The 20,770-nt window shown below is 70.6% G+C and carries 21 protein-coding genes; 4 read left to right on the top strand and 17 right to left on the bottom strand.

Annotated features, from left to right (window positions below):
• Positions 1-19 precede the first annotated feature (19 nt).
• Complete coding sequence (locus JCR33_RS04410; RefSeq protein ID WP_211110066.1) at positions 20-433, top strand: hypothetical protein; 414 nt, start codon at positions 20-22, stop codon at positions 431-433.
• Here the strand turns inward: JCR33_RS04410 and JCR33_RS04405 are convergent.
• From JCR33_RS04405 to JCR33_RS04355, 11 genes are all read right to left on the bottom strand, one after another.
• The gene (locus JCR33_RS04405) at positions 430-1,428 is read right to left on the bottom strand and encodes a TRAP transporter substrate-binding protein (RefSeq protein WP_198880822.1); all 999 of its coding nucleotides are present in this window, start codon (positions 1,426-1,428) and stop codon (positions 430-432) included. The two genes, JCR33_RS04410 and JCR33_RS04405, sit on opposite strands and share 4 nt — an antisense overlap.
• Positions 1,429-1,439: 11 nt before the next feature.
• Positions 1,440-2,711, bottom strand: coding sequence for a TRAP transporter large permease (locus JCR33_RS04400; protein ID WP_198880821.1), 1,272 nt, complete (start codon positions 2,709-2,711; stop codon positions 1,440-1,442).
• The gene (locus JCR33_RS04395) at positions 2,708-3,229 is read right to left on the bottom strand and encodes a TRAP transporter small permease (protein WP_198880820.1); all 522 of its coding nucleotides are present in this window, start codon (positions 3,227-3,229) and stop codon (positions 2,708-2,710) included. The genes JCR33_RS04400 and JCR33_RS04395 overlap by 4 nt, the downstream gene beginning before the upstream one ends.
• Positions 3,226-4,155: a 3-hydroxyacyl-CoA dehydrogenase NAD-binding domain-containing protein gene (locus tag JCR33_RS04390; RefSeq protein ID WP_198880819.1), complete on the bottom strand. Its 930-nt coding sequence runs from the start codon at positions 4,153-4,155 to the stop codon at positions 3,226-3,228. Before JCR33_RS04390 ends, JCR33_RS04395 begins: the two co-directional genes overlap by 4 nt.
• Positions 4,152-4,781, bottom strand: coding sequence for a glutathione S-transferase family protein (locus tag JCR33_RS04385; RefSeq protein WP_198880818.1), 630 nt, complete (start codon positions 4,779-4,781; stop codon positions 4,152-4,154). The genes JCR33_RS04390 and JCR33_RS04385 overlap by 4 nt, the downstream gene beginning before the upstream one ends.
• Positions 4,778-6,673 carry a TRAP transporter permease gene (locus tag JCR33_RS04380; protein ID WP_198880817.1) on the bottom strand — a complete coding sequence of 632 codons (1,896 nt, stop codon included), beginning with the start codon at positions 6,671-6,673 and terminating at the stop codon, positions 4,778-4,780. The genes JCR33_RS04385 and JCR33_RS04380 overlap by 4 nt, the downstream gene beginning before the upstream one ends.
• 24 nt (positions 6,674-6,697) lie before the next feature.
• Positions 6,698-7,621 carry a TAXI family TRAP transporter solute-binding subunit gene (locus JCR33_RS04375; RefSeq protein ID WP_198880816.1) on the bottom strand — a complete coding sequence of 308 codons (924 nt, stop codon included), beginning with the start codon at positions 7,619-7,621 and terminating at the stop codon, positions 6,698-6,700.
• Positions 7,622-7,633: 12 nt separating this feature from the next.
• The gene (locus tag JCR33_RS04370; protein ID WP_198880815.1) at positions 7,634-8,023 is read right to left on the bottom strand and encodes a RidA family protein; all 390 of its coding nucleotides are present in this window, start codon (positions 8,021-8,023) and stop codon (positions 7,634-7,636) included.
• A gap of 10 nt (positions 8,024-8,033) precedes the next feature.
• Positions 8,034-9,164, bottom strand: coding sequence for an LVIVD repeat-containing protein (locus JCR33_RS04365; RefSeq protein WP_198880814.1), 1,131 nt, complete (start codon positions 9,162-9,164; stop codon positions 8,034-8,036).
• Positions 9,165-9,172: 8 nt separating this feature from the next.
• Positions 9,173-10,309: a cupin domain-containing protein gene (locus tag JCR33_RS04360; RefSeq protein WP_198880813.1), complete on the bottom strand. Its 1,137-nt coding sequence runs from the start codon at positions 10,307-10,309 to the stop codon at positions 9,173-9,175.
• A gap of 166 nt (positions 10,310-10,475) precedes the next feature.
• The gene (locus JCR33_RS04355) at positions 10,476-12,137 is read right to left on the bottom strand and encodes a GMC family oxidoreductase (RefSeq protein ID WP_198880812.1); all 1,662 of its coding nucleotides are present in this window, start codon (positions 12,135-12,137) and stop codon (positions 10,476-10,478) included.
• A 189-nt stretch (positions 12,138-12,326) separates the two neighbouring features.
• Here JCR33_RS04355 and JCR33_RS04350 point away from each other — a divergent pair, with 189 nt between their 5' ends.
• The 3 genes from JCR33_RS04350 to JCR33_RS04340 all read left to right on the top strand — a co-directional run bounded on the left by JCR33_RS04350 (position 12,327) and on the right by JCR33_RS04340 (position 15,869).
• A complete protein-coding gene (locus JCR33_RS04350; protein WP_198880811.1) occupies positions 12,327-13,067 on the top strand; it encodes a FadR/GntR family transcriptional regulator in 741 nt (246 codons plus the stop codon).
• Positions 13,068-13,073: 6 nt separating this feature from the next.
• A complete protein-coding gene (locus JCR33_RS04345) occupies positions 13,074-14,618 on the top strand; it encodes a GMC family oxidoreductase (protein WP_198880810.1) in 1,545 nt (514 codons plus the stop codon).
• 210 nt (positions 14,619-14,828) lie between these two features.
• Complete coding sequence (locus JCR33_RS04340) at positions 14,829-15,869, top strand: COX15/CtaA family protein (protein ID WP_198880809.1); 1,041 nt, start codon at positions 14,829-14,831, stop codon at positions 15,867-15,869.
• Between the two features lie 30 nt (positions 15,870-15,899).
• Here the strand turns inward: JCR33_RS04340 and JCR33_RS04335 are convergent, their stop codons facing one another.
• The 6 genes from JCR33_RS04335 to JCR33_RS25215 form a co-directional block, all read right to left on the bottom strand.
• Positions 15,900-17,180 (bottom strand): O-acetylhomoserine aminocarboxypropyltransferase, encoded by a 1,281-nt coding sequence (locus tag JCR33_RS04335; RefSeq protein ID WP_198880808.1) that lies wholly within the window; start codon positions 17,178-17,180, stop codon positions 15,900-15,902.
• Between the two features lie 123 nt (positions 17,181-17,303).
• The gene (locus JCR33_RS04330) at positions 17,304-17,657 is read right to left on the bottom strand and encodes a hypothetical protein (protein WP_198880807.1); all 354 of its coding nucleotides are present in this window, start codon (positions 17,655-17,657) and stop codon (positions 17,304-17,306) included.
• A 77-nt stretch (positions 17,658-17,734) separates the two neighbouring features.
• A complete protein-coding gene (locus JCR33_RS04325; protein ID WP_332461118.1) occupies positions 17,735-18,790 on the bottom strand; it encodes a class I SAM-dependent methyltransferase in 1,056 nt (351 codons plus the stop codon).
• Positions 18,787-19,890 carry a class I SAM-dependent RNA methyltransferase gene (locus tag JCR33_RS25455; RefSeq protein WP_198880806.1) on the bottom strand — a complete coding sequence of 368 codons (1,104 nt, stop codon included), beginning with the start codon at positions 19,888-19,890 and terminating at the stop codon, positions 18,787-18,789. Before JCR33_RS25455 ends, JCR33_RS04325 begins: the two co-directional genes overlap by 4 nt.
• Entirely contained in the window at positions 19,887-20,621 is a 735-nt protein-coding gene (locus JCR33_RS04315) for a TlyA family RNA methyltransferase (RefSeq protein WP_198880805.1), read from the bottom strand. The genes JCR33_RS25455 and JCR33_RS04315 overlap by 4 nt, the downstream gene beginning before the upstream one ends.
• Positions 20,622-20,624: 3 nt before the next feature.
• Positions 20,625-20,756: a hypothetical protein gene (locus JCR33_RS25215; RefSeq protein ID WP_269751136.1), complete on the bottom strand. Its 132-nt coding sequence runs from the start codon at positions 20,754-20,756 to the stop codon at positions 20,625-20,627.
• Between the last annotated feature and the right edge of the window lie 14 nt (positions 20,757-20,770).

Raw genomic sequence — 20,770 nt, 5'->3', positions numbered from 1 at the left:
GGTTGGACGCACAGCGTCGGTGGCTGCACGGGTCGTGGGGGGCTTGGGGCTGATGGTCGGGCTCGCCGCGGGGTCCGCGACGGCGGCGATCGTCGGGGCGGAGCCGGCGCCGGTGACGGTGGAGAACCGCACCGCCGAGCCGATCGCCTGCGAGGCGTCGATCGCCCACTGGTTCTCCGCCGCGTTCGGCACGGCGGGGCCGGGGGCGAGCCTCGCCCTGCCGCTCCTGCGCGCCCCCGACGGCACGGTGGCGGTCGTGAGCGACAGGGGCGAGGCGATGGCGGTGGAGCGGGTATGGTGCGGTCGGCCGGGCGCGGCATGGCAGACGCGCGCCACGCTCGACCTGCCCCGCAGCGAGGGGGCGGCGGTCGATTGGCCGGAGCTGATCATCTGCCGCATGGCCGATCGCCTCATCTGCGCTCCCGTGCGCTAGTTCGCCTCGCGCTTCGCCTTCAGGACGCCCTGAAGGCGCTCATACTCCTCGGCGGTGGCCGGCTCGGCGGTCACCACCTCGGCGCCGATCGATTCGAACTCGGCGAGCATCGCCTTCAGCTCATCGGCGGGAAGCTGGTGGATCATGCCGCCATTGTCGGTCCACACGCCGTTGGCGCGCGCCACGTTCTCGACGCCCCAGGGGAACACCTCCGCCTCCGCGGCGCGACCGGCCTGGCGGATCGCCTCCTGGATCTCCGGCGCCTGCGACTGGAACCACTGCTCGTTCACCACATTCATCGAGACGATGAACGAGAAGTCGAGGTCGGTCACGTTCTTGGCGATGTCGTAGAACTTGAACGCCGTGAGGATGGGCATGCCGGCGAGCATCCCGTCGATGCCGCCGGACTGGAGCTGCGGCACCACCTCCGAAAGGGGCAGCGGCGTCGCGATGGCGCCGACGGCCTCCATCGGCAGCACCTGAAGGGGCGAGGCGAAGGTGCGCACCTTGAGCCCCTTCATGTCGGCGACCGTCTCCACCGGCTTGCGCGTCAGAATGAGGACGGGCGAGTTGTAGATGGCGCCGATGACGCGCAGCCCGCGGTCGAGGAACATCGTCTCGATGTGGTCGCGATAGTCGGGATCGTGGATCACCGCCGAGAGCTCGTCCGGCGAGGCGAACAGGCCCGGGACGTCGAACACCTGGAATTTCGGGTCGAGCGGGGTCAGGAAGGACGTCGGCGAGATGAACGATTCGATGGTGCCGAAGGCGACACCCTCCGCCATCTGCGGGATCGGGCCGAGCTGGCTCGCCGGGTAGATCTCCACGGTGATGGCATCGCCGACGGTCGCTTCAAGCTCGCGCTTGAAGACCTTCTGAAACTCGTGCTGCACGTCGTTGATGGTGGCGCTCGCCATCTTCATGACGGTCTGCGCCTGAGCGGGGGCGGCGGCCATCGCGATGGCGAGAGCGGTGGCGGCGATGCGGAAGCGCATGGAGAGTCCTCCTAGACGAGACGGGTGATGGCGAGGGTGAGGGGCGGCCAGTAGGTGATGATCGCGAGGGCCAGGATCTGGACGATCGCGAAGGGCAGGACGCCGCGGAAGATGGTGCCGAGCGGCAGCCCGAGCACCGACTGGGCCACGAACACGTTGAGGCCGAAGGGCGGGGTGAACATGCCGATGGCAAGGTTCACCGTCATGACGATGCCGAAGTGGATCGGGTCGATGCCGAGCGACGTCGCCATCGGCACGAGGAGCGGCGACAGCACGAGGATCGCCGAGGTGGGATCGAGCAGACAGCCCACCGCCAGCAGCAGGAGGTTGACCGCGAGGAGGAACTGCCAGGCGTTGAGACCGAGGCCGCCGACCCAGCCGATCAGGGCCTGCGGCACCTGCTGCGTGGTGAGGAGGTAGGAGAACACCCCCGCCGCGGCGACGATGATGAGGATCTGCGCCGACAGGACCGCCGCCTCGGCGGCCGCCTCCAGGAGCTCCGACAAGGAGAGCGAGCGGTGCACGAGGATGCCGACGAGGATCGCATAGAGCGCGGCGAAGCCGCCCGCCTCGGTGGGCGAGAACCACCCCGCGACGATGCCGCCGAGGACGAATACCGGCATCAACAGCCCCGGCACGGCGCGCAGGAAGGCGCGGACGGCGATGGCGGCGACGAAGCGATGCTCGGACGCGCTGCCGCGCACCAGCGCGACCCCCACCACCCAGAGCGCCATCAGCCCGGCGATGAGGAGCCCCGCCGGGACGCCGGCGATGAACAGCTTGGCGATCGACTGCTCGGCCGCCGCGCCGTAGAGGATCATCGCGATCGACGGGGGGATGACGATGGCGACGGAGGCGCTGGAGGCGATCAGCCCGGCCGCCTCGCTCGGCGAGTGGCGGGTGCGCAGGAGGCCCGGATAAAGCGTCTTGCCGAGGGCGGCGACGGTCGCCGGGCTCGACCCCGACACCGCGCCGAGCACCGTGCCCGCGCCGATGGTGGTGAGGCCCATCGATCCGGGCACGCGCCCGACCGCGGCGATGGCGAAGTCCACCAGGCGGTCGGCGATCCCCGAGCGGCGCATCAGCTCGCCCGCGAAGAGGAAGAAGGGCACGGCGAGGAGGGCGTAGTTCGACAGCGAGCCGAACACCGTCTGCTGGATGATGATCGGCGGGACCGGCAGCACCCATGCGATGGTGGCGATGGCACCGGCGAGGAACACGATGAAGACCGGCGCACCGAGCGCCAGGAGGGCGACGGGAAGGGCGGCGAGCGTCACGATCACCGGCGGCTTTCCTCGCTCACGAGGGCGCGGGCGTCGGCGAGCGCCGTCGCGAGCGCCACGGCCGCGGTGAGGGCGAAGCCGACGAAGACGAGGGCGTGCGGGATCACCATCGGCACGCCGAGCCCCATGCTCTTGGAGCCGAACGCGGCCATCCGCTCCACGAAGGCGTAGGACTGGATGGCGGCGTAGAGCGTGGCGGCGAAGGTGACGAGGGAGAGGACGAGGCGGCGCAGCGCGTTGATCGGGCTCTTCGCGGGAAAGAGGTCGACGGCGAGGTGGCGCCGCTCCGCCGTCACCACGGCGAGGCCAAGCATGACGATGCCCACCTGGCTGAAGGCGAGCAGCTCATCAGTACCGCGCATCTGGGTGCCGAAGAGGTAGCGCGCGCCGGCGTTGAGGGCGTTGGCGAGCGTCATCGCGAGAAGCACGAGGCCGAGGAGGAGGCGCACGAGCTTGTGGCTCGCCGCCGAGAGGGTTGCGAGAATGTCCCCGCCGATCGGCATGTCGCGGGGGCTCACGCCGTACCCTCGAGGGCGCGGCGCACGGCGATGAGGCGCTTGGCGCGCTCGCCGGTCAGCCGCGCCACCTCGCCGGACGCGTAGGCCTTCAGCCCCTCCTCGGTCTTGAGGCCGAGCTTTCCGGCGGCGAAGCGCTCCTCGATAAGGGGGGCGACGTCCTTGCGGTCGGAGAGCTCCTTGTTGAGGAAGCTCGCGACGGAGCGGTAGATGTCGAGCCCGGCCATGTCGAGGAGGGCCATCGGCCCCACTACGGCGAGCTTGTAGCCGATGCCCCACGAGACGCAGGTGTCGAGGGCGTCGGCCTCCACCACGCCCGCGTCCACGAGGTCGAGCGCTTCGCGCATGATGGCGTAGAGGATGCGGTTCTCGACGAAGCCCGGCACGTCCTTCTTCACCCGCACGGGGAGGTAGCCGATGGCGCTCACGAGAGCGCTGACGGCGGCGAGCGTCGCCGGCGCGGTGGCCTTGCCGCCGATCACCTCGATCATCGGCACGATGTGGGGCGGGTTCGACCAGTGCATCCCGGCCATCCGCTCCGGATGGGCGAGGCCGACCTGAAGGTCGCTGATCGGAATGCCCGAGGTGTCGGAGACGATCAGCGTCTCGGGCGGGACCAGCGCCTCGATCGCGCCGTAGAGGGCGGTCTTTATCGCGACGTCTTCCGGCACGTTCTCGATGACGATGTCGGCCCCCTCCACCGCTTCCGCGAGGGAGGGGGTGAAGCGGACGGCGGCATCCTCGCCGGTGCGGCCGAGGGCGTCGAGCGCGCCGCGGGCGATGGGAAGCATCGCCTCCGCCCGCTCGAGCGCGGTCGGAAGGGTATCGGTCGCCGTCACCGCGACGCCGCCGCGGCCGAGGGCCGCCGCGATGCCGGGTCCCATGGTTCCGAGGCCGACGAGTGCGGCGCGGGTGACGGCCCCGCTCACGCGGCCTCGGCGAGGGTGCTGGTGCGCTCGCCGAGCGCCACCTGGAAGGCGGGGCGGGCGAGGAGGCCGTCCATCCAGCGGGTGAGGTTGGGCAGCTCCGGCCGCTCCACCGGGAACTCCATGCACCGCTTCAGCACCGAGGCGCAGGCGATGTCCGCAAGGCTCAGCCGGCCGAGGGCGAGATAGTCCGTCCCCTCGAGGCGCCCGTCGGCCATCTTGAGCGCGGCGTTGAGCTCCTTGGCGGCGGGGGCGAAGGCTTCGGAGCGCTCGGCGGGCTCCTTCTTCGTCTCCTTGAAGAGGGTGAGATAGGGCGCGTTCACCGTGGCGAGCAGCCAGTCCATCCAGGGCTCGATGGCGGCGGCCTCGGCTGGCGTCTCGCCGCCGAGGGCGGGACTGTGCTTGGCGGCGAGGTAGCGCAGGATCGTGTTCGATTCCCAAACCACCACGTCGCCGTCGAGGAGGGTCGGCACCTTCCCCATCGGGTTCATCGCGAGATACTCGGCGGTCGCCGTGTTCTCGAACTGGCGGCCGTAGTCCTCGCGACGGTAGGGAAGGCCGAGCTCTTCGAGGAGGAAGAGCACCTTCTGCACGTTGCCGGACGTCTTGCGGCCAAGCAGGCGGATCATTGGAGCCTCGTGAGAGTTGTTGAGCGGAGAAGACGGGCGAGACTGTCCCGCCCGAGAAGGGCGAGGAGGAGCGCGGCGCCGAGGATGTTGAGCGCCGCCGGCACCGTGCCGAGCCCGAAGGGAACGAGAAGCATCAGCCCCGCCGCCGCGAAGGCGAGCCGCATCAGCAAGCCGAGCGGGCGCGCGCCGTAGCCGGCGAGCGCCATCGACACGGCGAGGATGCCGCCGAAGCCGGTGACGACGGCCGCCACCACGAGCGGCACCGGCCCGTCGAGGAGCAGCGGGGTGGAGAAGGCGAAGAGGAAGGGGACGAGATAGGCGACCCAGGCGAGCCGCACCGCGACGAAGCTCGACACCCAGGGGTCCGCCTCCGCGATGCGCGCGGCGGTGATCGAGGCGAGCGCCACGGGCGGCGTGAGCATGCTCATCATGCCGAAATAGAAGATGAAGAGATGGGCCTGCATCTCGCCGAAGCCGGCCTTGACGAGCGCCGGCGCTAGGACGGTGGCGAGCACCACGTAGACCGCCACCGTGGGCATCCCCATGCCGAACACGATGGCGCAGAGAGCGACGAGCGCGAGGAGCACGATCGACGAGCCGTCCGCCATGCGGATGACGTCGAGGGCGAGCGAAAAGCCGAGCCCCGTCAGGCTGATGAGGCCGATGAGAAGGCCGGCCGCCGCGACGATGGCGACGAGCGGCACCGACGCGCGCCCGGTCGCGATCACGGCGTCGAGGATGCCCGAGAGGCCGAGCCGGCGCCCGTCGAAGCGCACGACCGCCGCCACCACGATGAGCACGGCCGAGGCGGCGAGGGCGGCATATTGGGGCCGTGTCTCGAAGGCGAAGAGGGCGCCGAACATCGCGATGAAAGGCAGTGCGAAGTGGGCGCCGGCGAGCGCCGCCCGGTCGATGCGCGGGCGCTCGGCCGCCGCGAGACCGCGGATGCCGCGCTTCGCCGCGAGCCTGTCCACCTGGATGGTGACGGCCGCGAAATAGAGGAGGGCGGGAAGGGCCGCCGCGATCAGGATGTCGGTATAGGGCACGCGCAGGAGGTCGGCCATGACGAAGGCCGCCGCCCCCATCACCGGTGGCAACAGCTGGCCGCCGGTGGAGGCGACCGCCTCGATGGCCGCCGCCTGCGGCCCGGTGAAGCCGGTGCGTTTGATGAGGGGGATCGTGACCACCCCCGTTCCCACCACGTTGGAGACGGCGTTGCCCGACACGGTGCCGAACACTGCCGAAGCGCCGATGGCGGCCTTCGCCGCGCCGCCGCGATAGCCGCCGAAGGCCGCCACCGCGAGGCGCGTCAGGAACTCGCCGCCGCCCGTGACGCGCAGGAGCTCGCCGAAGAGGACGAAGGGGATCACCACCTCGATCGCCACCCGCAGCGGCAGGCCGAGGAGGGCGTTGGCGTCGAGCGCGAGATAGAGGGGGACGCGGGCGGGCGTCGTCTCCGGCACCCCGAGGGGACCGCCGTAGATGGCGAGGCCCACGAAGAGGAGCACCAGAAGGACGAGCGGCAGCCCGATCAGTCGCCACACCAGGAAGAGCACCAGCGCGACGATGAAGGTGGCGATGACCACCAGATCGGTGGGCCGCATCGCCGCTTTGATCGAGAGCGTCGGATAGTCCGCCGCGATCATGCCGAGGACGACGAGCGTCACGACGGCGAGGAGGGCGGCGGCGACGAGGCTTGCCACCCGCTTCGGGTTGAGGGCGAGGAAGACGCCGGCCGCGGCGGCGAGCGCCAGGGCGATGGCGAGCTGCTGCTCGGTGAAGAGCACGACGCCGAAGCGCCGCGGCAGGTCGGTCACGAACGCGAGCGAGGCGATGACGAGGAGCGCCGAAAGGCTCCCAATCGCGGCGTCCCGTGTGCGCTCCGGCGTCATGGTGGGCCCGCGCTCCCGATAGGTCTATTTCGCCGCGGCCGGATGGCGCGTGAAGGCGGGGTAGTCGCGGTTGAGCGACTCCTCGGTGATCGCGCCGATCACGCGGTTCGCCGCGGCGATCTCCGCGCCGTCGTCGTGCAGCATGGTGAGGACGGCGGCGACCGTCTCGTCTGCCACCCCGGCGTTGGCGAGGAGCACGTAGTCGTAGGCCATCGTCATCATCGGTTCGGGGGCGCCGACCACCTTGTCCTCCGGCTTCACCGGCACGAGGTAGGATTCGGGCGCGACGGCCTGCATGGCGGCGACGGCGGCCTCGCTGTCGTCGAAGGGCAGCCACTTCACGCCGCCGACGGCGGAATCGGCCTGCACCACCTTGCCGCTACGCAGCGCGAAGAGGGTCGCGTCGACCGAGCCGTCGACCAGCGCGTCGACGCCGTTCGCGACGCTCGCCACCGGGACCTGCTCGACGTCGTCGATGGAGAGGCCGCCGTTGGCGAGGGCGCCCTCGACGTAGGGCAGCAGGCTCGCCTGCGCCGGGATGCCCCAGGCGACGCGCTTGCCCTTGAGGTCGGCGATGGTGGCGATACCGTCGTCGGCGCGCACCATCAGCCCCACGGGGCTCGGAAACAGGGGCGCGACCAGGGTGAGGTCGCCGAGGGCGTTGCCGTCGAAGGGGCCCTTGCCGCGCACCGCGTCGCCCGCGTCGGGGGTGACCACGGCGGCGAAGTCGAGCTCACCGGAGGACAGCAGCGGCAGGTAGGCCGTCGGCCCGCCGAAGGATTGCACCTGCGCCGACAGCGGCGTGCGCTCGTCGACGGCCTGGGCGAGGGCGGCGTTGACGCCGTAGTTCTGCGAGCCCTGCTGGCCGGCGCCGAAGCGGACCGTCTGCGCGTCGGCTGCGGTGGCAGCCAGCGTGGCAGCGAGAGCGACGAGGAGCGACTTCATCATGGCGAGCCTCCTTCAGCGCGGCAGGGGTTTGTAGGCCACGCAGTCGATTTCGATCTTGGTGTTGATGACGGCCTTGGCCTCGACCGTGGTTCGGGCGAGGCCGGCGTTGGTGAAATACTGGCCGAACACCTTGTTGTAGCGGCCGAAATCGCGGGTATCCTGCAGGTAGGTGCAGGCGCGCACCACGTCGTCGAGCGTCGCGCCTGCCTCGGCGAGGATGCGCTGGATCGCCTCGATGGTCGCGGCCGTCTCCACCTCGATGGTGCCGTCGATCATGTTGCCGTCGGCATCCTTCGCCACCTGGCCGGAGACGAAGATGAAGTCGCCGGCCCGTACCGCCGGGTAGAAGGGCAGGTTGGGGTTCTTCTTGCCGATCGGGTAGCGGTCGGGAGTGTCGGCCATGGGCTCTCCGCTAGAAAACGCTGGTTTCGATGATGTCGACGCCGTGGATCCGGTCGACGAGGTAGACGAGACCACGCTCGTCGATGGTGGCGTCGTTGGAGGAGGGGCGGTCGGCGCCCTCCGGAACGTCCGGCAGGTAGTGGCCCACCGAGACCGGGCGGAACGGATCCTTGATGTCGAAGATCTGGAGGCCCTGGGCGAACCAGGCGAAGGGGATCACCGTGCCGCTGAAGCGCTCGGAGGGCTGGTGGCAGCCGGTCATAGGCGGCTGCGGCGAGCCGTCCGTGTCGAGCCCGTCCACATTGATCGTCGAGATCGGCACCGGCAGCCGCTCTTCGGTGATGTCGTAGACCCAGGCGAAGGAGGGGGCGACGGGCCACAGCTTGGCGACGTCCTCGTCCGCCACCACCATGATCTTGCGACCCTTCAACGGCGTGGGCATCGGCAGGCAGGTGTGCGTCGGGTGGGGGAAGGACGGGCTCGTGTTGTACTGCGAGATCAGCTGCGGCTTCGACAGGTCCGAGATGTCGAGGATGAAGAGGCCGTGGTGCCAGTAGCTCACATAGAGCCGGTCGCCCTGGCGCAGCGGATGGTGGCAGCGCGGCGTCACCCAGTTGTCCCACGGATAGTCTTCGCCGCCGCCGGTGAACTGGCCGGGGATCCACCACCGACCGACCTCCTTGGGGGAGGCGGGATCGGCGAGGTCGAGGATCATCACGATGTTGCCGACATAGCCCTCGGCGGTGGGGGAGATGTAGGCGTAGCGGCCGTCGAAGTCGTAGCGATGGACGCCGCGGCCACCGCTGGTGCGCCATTTGGCGATCTCGCGCGGTTCGGCGGGGTTCGACACGTCGTAGATGCCGAGACCGCCGCCGAAGTCGAGATCGCCGTCCTGGCCGAGCTTCTCGTGGTTGACGATCATGATGTCGCCGGCGACGCGCACCTTGTGGGAGTGCCAGCCGGGCGGCAGGTGGATGCGGGCGATCTGCTTGGGAGAACGGGGGTCCGACACGTCGTAGATCGACGTGCCGGAGGGCCCGCGCATGTGGCCCACGTAGAGCGTCGTCCCCTCGACCCAGACCTGGCCGCCGCCGGGGCAGTCGATATGGCCGAGTAGAGAGGTGTTCAGGGCATCGGCCATGGAGAGTCTCAGCGGTCTGAAAGGTGCACGGTGTCGCCGGCCTCGTCGCGGCCCCAGCGGTTGAAGAGGTTGAAGGCCTTGAGCGCGGGCTCGTCCGAGGCGACGAACAGCACGGTGGGCTCGGTATCCGAGGCGTTGACGTGCTGGCACCAGCTGCCGCCCGGCACCGCCAGCGTGTCGAACTGGTTCCACTCGTGCTTCTGGCCGTCGATGATCGAGTAGCCCTTGCCCTCGAAGGGGGCGACGAGGAGGCTCGCGGTCTGGCGCAGCGGCATCGTCTTCTCGCCGGGGCGCAGCATCTGGACGAAGAAGGTGATGGTCTTGAACACCGGCCCGCCGGTGGTCGGGTCGATATATTCGACCATCAGCGCCTCGTAGGGGTCGCCGTCCCAGTCCTTATGCTTCTCGAGGATCTCCCGCATCATGTCCCAGCGGTAGACGTACATCGGCGAGGCCGCCCGGGTGCCGCGCTTGTGGGACACGAAGCGGGGCATCATGCCGCCGTGGCCGTAGATGCGCTGGGAGTAGTCGGTGGGGAAGCGCGCGGTCTGCTTCTTCTTGAGCTCTGCGTCTTCCTTGTAGTCGTGCTCGAAGTAGATGGAATTGAGCGTTTCGACGAGCGGCAGGTCGAGCACCGAGAGGTTGACGGCCGATTCGTCGCCCACCGTGCCGTGGTTGTGCCAGGTGTCGATGGGGGTGAGCACCATGTCGCCCGGACCGAAGGTGATGTCCTCGCCCTCGACGCCGGTGAAGTTGCCCGAGCCGATCAGGCCGAAGCGGATGGCGTTCGGCGAGTGGCGGTGCGGCGGCATGATCTCGTTGGGATCGTTGAGCCGGTAGGCGGTGTACATGGTCGACACCGTCGCGCGGCGCGGGTTGAGGCCAGGATTGACCAGGATCAGCGAGCGACGCTCCGAATCGTCCATGGTCACGAGCTCGGCCGCGCGATGGAGGATGGGCTCGATGTCCTCCTTGTAGGACCACACGAAGGGCACGGCCTTCTGTGAGCCCATCAGCTGGCGCACCTCGTCGTGTTCGACATCCGAGCTCGTCGCCCAGAAGGGGAACATGTTGCGGGCCGACAGATCGTCGTAGAGCGCCTTGAGAGCTTCGTCTCTGTTGGAAAACGCCTTCGGTGCGTTCATGATTGCGCCTCTCCTCACCGGGTGAACCGACAGCGATGACGAGAGTGTCACGCGTCGGTTATTGGATCAACCAAGAACAACCATTAACGCGAAAAAATATCGCACATGGTTGCGCAGTATCTCGTCCGGTTCGGCGCGAGGCACGGCGCCCAGCGTTCGGCCGCACTCATGCGGCGACGGGGGCGGCGCTGGCGACCGTCGCCTCGGCCGTGGCCGCGGCGCGGATGAGGTCCGCCGCCTTCTCCGCCATCATGGTGATCGGGGCGTTGATGTTGCCGCAGGTGATGCGCGGCATGGCGGCGCCGTCGACCACGCGCAGCCGGTCGACGCCGCGCACCCGCAGCGCGCCGTCGAGGACGGCCATCGGATCGCCGTCGCCGCCCATCGCCGCGGTGCCGCAGGGGTGGTGCAGCGTGATGGCGCTCGCCCGCACGTGGGCGAGAATGTCCGCCTCGCTCGCATCCGCTCCGGGCGCGAGCTCCCGCCCCACGAACGGGGCCATCGGCGCCTCGGCGAGGATGTCCTTCATCATCTTCACCCCGTCGACGATCGCCCGCCGGTCGCGCTCGGTCGACAGGAAGTTCTGCCGGATCAGCGGCTTCGCCAGCGGGTCGGCGGAGGCGAGGGCGACCGTGCCGCGCCCCTCCGGCTGGATCGTCACCACGCGCAAGGCGAAGGCGTCCTGGAACGGCTTCTTGAACGGCTCCAGATAGGGTTCGGCGGTGATCGGCGCCGCGGTCAGCATGACCTGAATGTCGGGCCGGTCGGTGGCGACACTGCTCTTCAGGAACGCCACCACGCCGCCCGGAACCTCCGTCGCGAAGCCCTTGCCGAGGAGGTAGGCGCTGGCGACGGCGCCGGCGATGCGGTCGACCCGCATCATCCGGTGGAAGGGGCCGGGCTCGCGGCGGGCGACCATCACCACGGAGGACAGGTGGTCCTGCAGGTTGGCGCCGACGCCGGGGAGCGGCACCCGCGTCGCGATGCCGTGCCGGCCGAGCGCCTCGGGATCGCCGATGCCGGCGAGCATCAGGAGCTGCGGCGTGTTGATGACGCCGCCGGCGAGGATCACCTCGCGCGCCGCCACCGCCACCTTCTCGGTGCCGCGGTGCCGGAAGGTGACGCCCGTCGCCGTCGTGCCGTCGAAGTCCACCGAGGTCACCTGGGCGCCGGTGAGGAGGCGGCAGTTCGCCCGCTTCAGCGCCGGTCGCAGGCAGTGGGTGGCGTGGGAGGCGCGGTGACCGCCGGCGATGTTCATCTGCAGCGTGGCGAACCCGTCTTGCACGGCGCCGTTATAGTCGTCGGTCCAAGGGTGGCCGGCGGCGGCGCCGGCGGCCTTGAAGGCGTCGAGCAGCGGATCTTCGTAGGCGCAATTCTTCACCCCGATGGGGCCCGAGCCGCCCCGCAGCGCGCTCTCGCCCCCCTCCCAGCGCTCGTGACGCTTGAAATAGGGCAGGGTGTCCTCGTAGCCCCAGCCGGCGAGGCCGGCGGCGGCCCAGTCGTCGAAATCGCGACGGTTGCCGCGCACCCACGCCATGGCGTTGGTGGACGAGCTGCCGCCCACCACCTTGCCACGGGCGCACTCGATGCCGCGCCCGTCGACGGCGGCCTCGGGCTCGCAGAAATACATCCAGTCGTGCTTGCGCTGCTGCAGGATCCGCACCCAGCCGATGGGGATGTGGATCAGCGGGTCGCGGTCCCACTCGCCGGCCTCGAGCACCACCACCTCGACCGACGGATCCTCGGAGAGGCGGTAGGCGAGGGTGCAGCCCGCCGAACCGGCGCCGACGATCACGTAGTCGGCCGTAATCCGCTCCTCGTTCGCCACACGCTCACCCTCCGCGACGGCGACTAGGCGACCATTATTCGACCAATGTTGTCAACCGTGTTGCGAATGGACTATTTTGGGTTGCCCCGGCGATCGGTCGTAAGGAAGTGACAGTGTCGGCGGGTGCACCCTTGCGCGTGCTGGTGAGATTGAAAAAGAAGAGCGGCACTTTTCGCTGCGGAGGGCACAATGGAAGACGCAGGCGCGAGATCGACCGTCGCTCGTTCCGACACGGCCACGCCGTTCGAGGCTGACACCATGCCGCAGGCGGCCGACGGGGGATTGTCGGGCGAGGACCCGGACATCAGCGTCATTGCCGAGACCCTGAGCCATATGCGGGCGGAGAAGGGGGACCTGCCGGCCGAGCGCGTGCTGGCCGCCGAGCTCGGCGTCAAGCGCTACCGGGTGCGCCAGGCGCTGGCGCTGCTGCGCGAGCGCGGCGAGCTGGGCCCGGCCAAGATCGGCCGGCCGAACGGCGAGTTCGCCCGCACCGCCGAGGACATGGTCGCCTACTCGAACCCGATCGAGGTGGTCGAGCTGCGGATGCTGCTGGAGCCTGGCTTTGCCCGCCAGGCCGCCTTCCGCGCCTCGCCGCGGGAGATCGCGACGATCCTGTCGTGGGCGAAGACGGCGACGCCGGCGGACGCGGCGAGCACCGATGTCGCCTTCCACCGCGCGATCGCCGCCGCCTCGCGCAACCGCCTCGGCGCCGAGCTCTACGGCCTCCTGCGCCAGGTGAGCTGCGACGGGCGGATCGCGCCGGGCAACAATGCGCCGAAGTGCCCCAATCGGCTGCGCGCGCGCGACGCGGAGCATCGCGAGATCGCCGAGGCGATCGCCGACCGCAACCCCGAGGCGGCCGAAGCCGCCATGCGCCGCCACCTCGCCAGCGTCCATGAGAAGATCATGGCGCGCATGTCGCCGCGCTAGGGCGGCATGGAGAGGATCGAGGCCGACGTCGCCATCGTCGGCGCGGGAGCGGCGGGCTGCGTCCTCGCCTCACGCCTGTCGGAGGAGGCGGGGCGGCGGGTGGTCCTGGTCGAGGCCGGCGGCGAGGTCGACGATCCCGACATGCGCGACCCGCTCGCCTGGCCGCGCCTCGAGAACAAACCCTACGACTACGCCTATCGCACCCTGCCGCAGCGCTTCACCGCGGGGAGGGTCCACCCCTGGCCGCGCGGGCGAGGCCTCGGCGGCTCCACCCTCGTTCACGCCATGGCCCATGTGTGGGGTCATCCGGCCGACTTCGACCATTGGTCGGCGGTCGCGCGTGAGGACTGGAGCTTCGCCGCGCTGCGCCCGTTCTTCGAAAGGGTCGATCGACGCTACGCCGCGGCGAAGGCCCGCGCCGAGGGGAGCGCGGCGCCGCTCGCGCCCGACCCGCGGCGGCTGCATCCGCTGGCGGCGGACGCCGTCGCCGCGGCCGAAGCGCTCGGCCTGCCGCGCCTTGCCTCCCACAACACCGGCCGTCTGGTGGGCGCGACGGCGAACACGCTGCTGATCGGCGGCGGCAGGCGGATCACCGTCGCCGACGCCTATCTGCCGACGGACGGTCGGGCGAACCTCACGATCCTCACCGGCGCGAGCGTCGAAACGATCGTCCTCGCCGAGGCCGGCACCGACGGGGCACTCGCCGCCACCGGGCTCAGGGTGCGCGGGAGCGGTCGGCCGTGCCTCGTCGAGGCGCCGACCATCGTCGTCGCCGCCGGAGCGATCGACAGTCCGCTCCTCCTGATGCGCTCCGGGATCGGTGCGGGGGAGGTGCTCGCCGAGGCCGGCCTTGCGCCGCGTCTCCTGCGAGCCGGCGTCGGCGACAACCTCGCCGATCACTATTTCGGCGCCGGCAACATCTACCGCACGCGCCGTCCCGTCGCGCCCTCGCGGCTGCAGCACTCCGAGGCGCTGCTCTATGCCAAGAGGACGGCGCCGTGGGGGGACGAAGGCGCGCCGGACGTGGTGGCGGCGACCGTGGTGGTGCCGGCCCCCGCGCCGGGCCTTGCCGCGCCGCCGCCGGGCGAGGCGTTCACGCTGCTCTTCGGCATCACCCATCCGCGCAGCCGCGGCCGCCTCCGCCCGGGCGGCCCGCACCTCGAGGACGCGCCGGTGATCGACCCGAACTATCTCGGCGACCCCGCCGACCGGGCGGGGATGCGCGATGCGCTCGCCTACGCCCGCACCCTCGCGGCGACGCCGCCGCTCGCCGACTGGGTGGCCGAGGAGGTGCTTCCCGGCCCCGCCGTCACGCGCGCCGACGACGTCGACGATTTCGTCGGTCGCGCGCTCATCACCCACCACCATCCCGCCGGCACCTGTGCCATGGGGCGCGAGGGCGTGGTCGACGCGGACCTCAGGGTGAAGGGCACCACGAACCTCTTCGTCTGCGACGCCTCGGTGTTCCCGAGCCTGCCCTCCGGCCCGATCCACGCCACCGTCAGCGCCGTCGCCGAAGCGCTGGCCGCCCGGATCACCGTGCCGCGCTGAGACCGCCGAGGCCGGGCGCCGGCGTCCCGGCGGCGCGGTCGGACGGGAGCGGCGCGGTGCGACGGTGCGAAGCCTCGCCATCGGCGGCGCGATGGGCTATCCCGGCCTCCTCCATCGGCGCTTGCGGGGCAGGCGCGCGATCCGGGCGGCGCCTTGCCGTGGCGGCCTCATGGCGCGGCGGTGCCCCGGTGCGGTAGGCTCGTGAGGATTATGGCTCGTAACACGCTCATCGTCTGGTGGTTGCGGATCGTCGCGGCTTTCGTGGTCGCGACGCTCGTGGTGGGCGGTGCCACCCGCCTCACCGATTCCGGGCTCTCGATCACCGAGTGGCAGCCCATCATGGGCGTCATCCCTCCGCTCACCCATGCGGCGTGGGAGCGGGCGCTGGAGCTCTATCGGCAGATCCCGGAATATCAGTTGGTCAATCGCGGCATGTCGATGGCCGAGTTCCAGTCGATCTTCTGGTGGGAGTGGGCGCACCGGCTCATCGCGCGCTCCATCGGCCTCGTGTTCGCCGTGCCCATGGTGATCTTCTGGATCGCTGGCCGCCTGCCGGGCTGGTTCAAGCCGTGGGCCGTGGTCCTTCTCCTCCTCGGCGGGCTGCAGGGAGCCGTCGGGTGGTGGATGGTCACCTCGGGCCTCGCCGAGCGGGTCGACGTCAGCCAGTATCGCCTCGCCGTCCACATGACGCTCGCCTGCGTCATCCTCTCGCTCGCGGTGTGGCTGTCGGTGCGCCTGTCGGGCCGCGCCGGCACGGTGGAGACGACGCCCGCGGTGCGGCGCGGCGCGCGCCTATTGCCGTTCCTCATCCTCTTCCAGATCGCCCTCGGCGCGCTAGTCGCGGGGCTCGACGCGGGGCTCGCCTCCGACACCTGGCCGCTGATGCTCGGCAAGCTGGTGCCCGATGGTCTCCTCACCCACGCCCCCGGCTGGATCAACCTCTTCGAGAACCCGCTGACGGTGCAGTTCGATCACCGCATCGTCGCCTATCTCATCACGCTGTTCGTGGTCTGGCACGCCTTCGCGGCGCGCGGCGGGGCGGTGGCGGGACGGGCGCTGGCGCTGGTGGCGCTCGTCCTCGTCCAGGTCGCGATCGGCATCGGCGTGGTGATGCACCACGTGCCGCTGCCGCTCGCCGCGTCGCATCAGCTCGCGGCGGCCGTGATCCTGTGGGCGAGCGTGGTGCACGCGACGCGCGTCGCGCCCGCCGGCGCCGTCCTCGCCCAGGGCGTGCCGCAGCCCGCCCGCTGAAGCGGACCGCGGTCGAGGCTCATTTGGAGCTCAGGCGAGACCCTGCTCGAGGTCGGCGATGATGTCCTCCACGTCCTCGATGCCGACGGAGAGGCGCACCACGTCGGGTCCGGCGCCCGCTGCCACCTTCTGCTCGTCGCTGAGCTGGCGGTGGGTGGTGGAGGCGGGGTGGATCACCAGGCTGCGCGTGTCGCCGATATTGGCGAGGTGGGAGAAGAGCTTCAGCTTGGAGACCAGCGAGACGCCCGCGTCGTAGCCGCCGGCGAGGCCGAAGGTGAACACCGCCCCGGCACCCTTCGGGCAGTAGGTCTGGTGCAGGGCGTGGTAGCGGTCCGAGGCGAGGCCCGGGTAGCTCACCCACGACACCTTGGGATGGCCGGCGAGATACTCGGCCACCTTCTGGGCGTTGTCGCAGTGGCGTTGCATCCGCAGCGCCAGCGTCTCGATGCCGGTGAGCACGAGGAAGGCGTTCATCGGCGACAGCGCCGGGCCCAGATCGCGCAGGCCGAGCACGCGGCAGGCGATGGCGAAGGCGAAGTTGCCGAACGTCTCGGCGAGCACCATCGACTGATACTCGGCCCGCGGCGCCGACAGCATCGGGTAGCGCGCGTCGCCGGCCCAGTCGAAGGAGCCGCCGTCGACGATCACGCCGGCGATGGAGTTGCCGTGCCCGCCGAGGAACTTGGTGGCCGAGTGCACCACGATGTCGGCGCCGTGCTCGAACGGGCGGATGAGGTAGGGGGTCGCCATCGTGTTGTCGACGATGAGCGGCACGTTGGCGTTCTTCGCCACCTTGGCGATGGCGGCGATGTCGGTGATGACGCCGCCGGGGTTGGCGATGGATTCGCAGAAGATCGCCCGCGTCTTGTCGGTGACGGCGGCGGCGAAGGCGGCGGGATCGTCGGCGTCCACCCACTTCACCTCCCAGCCGAAGCTCTTGAAGCTGTGGGTGAATTGGTTGATGGAGCCACCATAGAGCTTGTTGGCGGCGACGATCTCGTCGCCCGGCCGCATCAGCGCGTGGAGCGCGATGAGCTGAGCGGCGTGACCGGAGGCGACGGCGAGGGCCGCGGTGCCGCCTTCGAGCGCCGCCATGCGCTCTTCGAGCACGGCCGTGGTGGGGTTGGTGATGCGGGTGTAGATGTTGCCGAACGCCTGCAGGCCGAACAGCGAAGCGGCGTGGTCCACATCGTCGAACACGAACGACGTCGTCTGATAGATCGGCGTGGCGCGCGCACCGGTGGTGGGGTCGGGCTGGGCGCCGGCGTGGATGGCGAGGGTGTTGAAGCCAGGCTTCTTGCCTTCGGACATGAGTGCTCCTCGAACTTTTTCGAACGCTTTTGCGCCGAAAGCCGATCGGCCGTCAAACGACGAGCCGGTCCTCGCGCTGCGAAGAGCGATCCGCGCCGCGCCGCTGGTTCTCGGGCGAGGGCGTCAGTTCTTGCTGGAGGCCGCGTTGCGCAGCGCCGCTTCCGCCGCGCGCATCGCCGCCTTCGCCTCGGCCTTGCGGCTGAGCGGGCGGGTGCGCTTCAGCATCGTCGACAGCTGGCGGCCGGTGCGGCTTTCCACCATCACCATGCCGGTGTCGAGCACCCGCCAGCGCCCGCGGCTGCGCTTCAGGAGGCGCCGTGCCGTGGCCGACACCGTGGCGAGGAGCACGATGCCGATCGCGAGCAGCGGAATGCCCGTCGGTAGCGGTGTCCAGACGGTGAGAAGACCCAGCACGATGCAGACGGCCGCCGCCGTCATCACCACGATTTTACGCGCGTGAGTGGTCAGAGACTTCATGTAGGCCTCGTCCGCCGGGCGCGGCGGCAGCGTTTACGATGGGGAGACGGCGTCGGGCAGCACGGAACGCGGTCATTCTATGACGGCATCCGTTTTCGGAAGACGAAGATCTTCGATACGAAGGCGGGCCACGCGGCCTCGAGCTCCAACCCGACGCTCGCACATACGCCTTCCATATCGAGGGTCAAGTAGGATCGATAATAGGGTTCGTGAAAGAGCTGGGGGAAGAGCTCCAGCAGCCCGTCGAGCTCAGGCGTGTCGCCGGTCTGCAGGCTGTCGACGATGACGAGGCGACCCTCGGGGGCGAGCACGCGGGCGAGCTCCGCCGCCACCAGTGGCCGCACCTTCGGCGGCAGCTCGTGGAACAGGTAGATGTTGGTGACGATGTCGAAGGCGCCGTCGGCGAAGGGCAGCGCCTCGGCCGCGGCGGCGACGGCCGGCTCACCGCGACCGGCTCGCGCGTGGGCGAGGTAGGGCTCCGACAGGTCGCTCGCGATCACCGGCAGGCGCGGGAAGGCACGCCGCACGTCGCGCAGGAAGGCGCCGGCGCCGGTCGCCACATCGAGCATCCTGAGCTGGCGCTGGTCGCGGGCGCGCACCATCTCGGCGATCGGCACGAGGGCCTGGCGCCGCATGGCGGCGGCCGCGCCAAGGAAGAGGGTCTCGACCTGCGTCTCGTAGAGCGCGGCCGAATGGTCGGAGAGCCAGCCGTCGGTCTGGAAGTGGAAGTTCTGGGCGTAGTAGCGCGGGCGGGCGAGCCCGTCGCGCTCCACTTCCTGATGGGCACCCGTCGCGCGGCGGCGCACCACCTCGGGCAGGTCCTTCAGATAGAGGTTGCGGCGGGTGAGGAGGCCGGCGAGGCCGCCCGGCTCGTCGCGGGGGAAAGGGTAGAGGCCGGCCTCGACGTTGGCGAGGTCGCGGGCGAGCAGGCGGCGAACGTGCTTGAGGAGGGCCGGGCGCTTCGGCACGCCGGCGGGCGCTTCGATCACCGGCGGGTCGACCGGCGGCAGCGTCTTGCCCACCTCTGCGGCGAGGCGGCGCCCGGCGGCGCTCTGCGCGGCGTACCAACCGACCCGGGCGGCCTGCGTCATGCCGAAGCGGGTCTTGAGGGCGAGGCGTCCCACGGGGCTCACGGTGTCTTCCTCAACACGGCCACGCACTCGATATGGTCGCTTCCGACGAACTGGTCCACTGGGGACGCTGCGATAATCTCATATCCGCCGGAGATGAGAATCTCGGCGTCGCGCGCCAAGGTGGACGGTGCGCATGACACGGCGATGACGGTCGGAACGGGCGCCGTCGCGAGCGCCCTCGCGAAGGCCTCGGCGCCGGCGCGCGGCGGGTCGAACACCACCGTGTCGAAGGCCGCGAGCTCGGCGGTCGAGAGCGGGTGATGGAAGAGATTGCGCCGCTCGGTGGTAAGCGGCCGGCGGCCCGCAGCATGGCTTATCCCCTCGGTGAGGGCGGCGAGAGCGGTCCCGTCGGCCTCCACCGCCCGCACCTTGGCGAACCGGGTGAGGGGCACGGCGAAGGTGCCGAGGCCGCAGAAGGCGTCGAGGAGGTTCTCCGCCCCGGCGGCCGCCTCCGTGACGAGGGACACCAGATGCGCCTCGCCCTCGGCGCTCGCCTGGATGAAGGCGGCCGCCGGAAACGGGATCGTCACCCCGTCGAAGCGCATCGTCGGCGGCTCGCGGACGAAGCCGATGTCGCCGTCGAGGGTGAGGCGGATGATGCCGGGATCGTCGGTGATCGGCGCGGGCGGCGGACGGCGGGCGGGTTTGGGTTTGCGCCGGCCGCGGGGCTTCGGCGCCGGCGGGGTGGTGATCGCGACGTCGATGCCGTTGGCGCAGGCCGTGGCGGTGAGGCGGGCGCGCCCGGCGCTTCCCGCGGCGGCGGTGGCAAGGGCGCGGATTGCCGGCAGCGCCGCCGCGAGAGGGGGCGCGAGGGCCGGGCAGCGGTCGACGTCGACCACCTCGTGCGAGCGGGCAGCCTGGTAGCCCACCACGACACCGGTCTTGCCGGCGAGCGCGGTGAAGGTCGCCCGCCGCCGGCTCGCGAGGGGGGCACGGCGGAGCGGGGCGAGCGGCGGAGCGAGGCCGCGCTCGGCGAAGGCCGCCCGCACGCTCTCCTCCTTGGCGGCGACATAGTCGGCCTCGTCGAGATGGAGGCGGTTGCAGCCGCCGCAGCGGCCATAGAGCGGGCAGACGGCGAGGCCGCGGGCGAGATCGCTCACGCCTGAGCTGCCATCGGACATCGGGCCGCCATCAGATATTCGGTGTTGCCGTCGCTGCCGGTGAAGGGGGACGGGATCGGCGGCGCGGCGCGATAGCCGGCCACGGCGAAGGTCGCTGCCACACGGGCGAGGGCGGCCTCCGTGGCGGCGGCGTCGCGCACCACGCCACCCTTTCCCACATGCGCCTTCCCCACCTCGAACTGCGGCTTCACCAGAGCGACGACGTCGGCCGGTGCGGCGAGGAGCGGCAGGGTCGTCGGCAGCACGAGGGTCAGCGAGATGAAGCTCACGTCCATCACCATGAGGGAGGGGGCGAAGGGGAGGTCGCCCGCGCCGAGGTGGCGCGCGTTGACGCCCTCCATCACGATCACCCGGGGATCGGCGGCGAGCGAGGGGGCGAGCTGATCGCGGCCGACGTCGAGGGCGATGACGCGGGCGGCGCCGCGCTCGAGCAGCACCTCGGTGAAGCCGCCGGTGGACGCGCCGATGTCGATGGCGTCGCGCCCGGCTGGATCGATGGCGAAATGGTCGAGCGCGGCGATCAGCTTGTGCGCGCCGCGGCCGACGAAGCGCGTCGCCTCGGCGATCACCTCGGCGTCCGGGGCGACGCGCTGGCCGGCGGAACGGGCCGGTACGCCGTTCACCGTCACCGCGCCGCGCTGGATCGCCTCCTTGGCCTGACTGCGGCTGCGGCAGAGACCCTCGGCGACGAGGTAGTGATCAAGCCGCATCGCTCACTGGCACAGGACATAGCCCGCCTCGACCATGGCGGCGAACAGGGCGCCGCCCGTCTCCGTCCACAGCGCCCCGGCGAGGGCGAGGAGGAAGACGGCGAGCGAGATCGAGCCGGCCGTGATCGCGTTCATGGGCGTTTGTGCCT

This window comes from Acuticoccus mangrovi (genome assembly GCF_016411865.1).
Lineage (GTDB): Bacteria > Pseudomonadota > Alphaproteobacteria > Rhizobiales > Amorphaceae > Acuticoccus > Acuticoccus mangrovi.
The sequence above is the reverse complement of the archived record's forward strand: the minus strand, read 5'-3'. Positions and strand labels throughout refer to the sequence as shown.

What these genes read in the sequence shown, in the direction of transcription:
- JCR33_RS04370 (WP_198880815.1), bottom strand. Translation starts at nt 8,023, where the DNA reads ATGGCCGACACTCCCGACCGCTACCCGATCGGCAAGAAGAACCCCAAC.
- JCR33_RS04405 (WP_198880822.1), bottom strand. Translation starts at nt 1,428, where the DNA reads ATGCGCTTCCGCATCGCCGCCACCGCTCTCGCCATCGCGATGGCCGCC.
- JCR33_RS04375 (WP_198880816.1), bottom strand. Translation starts at nt 7,621, where the DNA reads ATGATGAAGTCGCTCCTCGTCGCTCTCGCTGCCACGCTGGCTGCCACC.
- JCR33_RS04380 (WP_198880817.1), bottom strand. Translation starts at nt 6,673, where the DNA reads ATGACGCCGGAGCGCACACGGGACGCCGCGATTGGGAGCCTTTCGGCG.
- JCR33_RS04350 (WP_198880811.1), top strand. Translation starts at nt 12,327, where the DNA reads ATGGAAGACGCAGGCGCGAGATCGACCGTCGCTCGTTCCGACACGGCC.
- JCR33_RS04330 (WP_198880807.1), bottom strand. Translation starts at nt 17,657, where the DNA reads ATGAAGTCTCTGACCACTCACGCGCGTAAAATCGTGGTGATGACGGCG.
- JCR33_RS04335 (WP_198880808.1), bottom strand. Translation starts at nt 17,180, where the DNA reads ATGTCCGAAGGCAAGAAGCCTGGCTTCAACACCCTCGCCATCCACGCC.
- JCR33_RS04340 (WP_198880809.1), top strand. Translation starts at nt 14,829, where the DNA reads ATGGCTCGTAACACGCTCATCGTCTGGTGGTTGCGGATCGTCGCGGCT.
- JCR33_RS04360 (WP_198880813.1), bottom strand. Translation starts at nt 10,309, where the DNA reads ATGAACGCACCGAAGGCGTTTTCCAACAGAGACGAAGCTCTCAAGGCG.
- JCR33_RS04385 (WP_198880818.1), bottom strand. Translation starts at nt 4,781, where the DNA reads ATGATCCGCCTGCTTGGCCGCAAGACGTCCGGCAACGTGCAGAAGGTG.
- JCR33_RS04345 (WP_198880810.1), top strand. Translation starts at nt 13,074, where the DNA reads ATGGAGAGGATCGAGGCCGACGTCGCCATCGTCGGCGCGGGAGCGGCG.
- JCR33_RS25215 (WP_269751136.1), bottom strand. Translation starts at nt 20,756, where the DNA reads ATGAACGCGATCACGGCCGGCTCGATCTCGCTCGCCGTCTTCCTCCTC.
- JCR33_RS04365 (WP_198880814.1), bottom strand. Translation starts at nt 9,164, where the DNA reads ATGGCCGATGCCCTGAACACCTCTCTACTCGGCCATATCGACTGCCCC.
- JCR33_RS04315 (WP_198880805.1), bottom strand. Translation starts at nt 20,621, where the DNA reads ATGCGGCTTGATCACTACCTCGTCGCCGAGGGTCTCTGCCGCAGCCGC.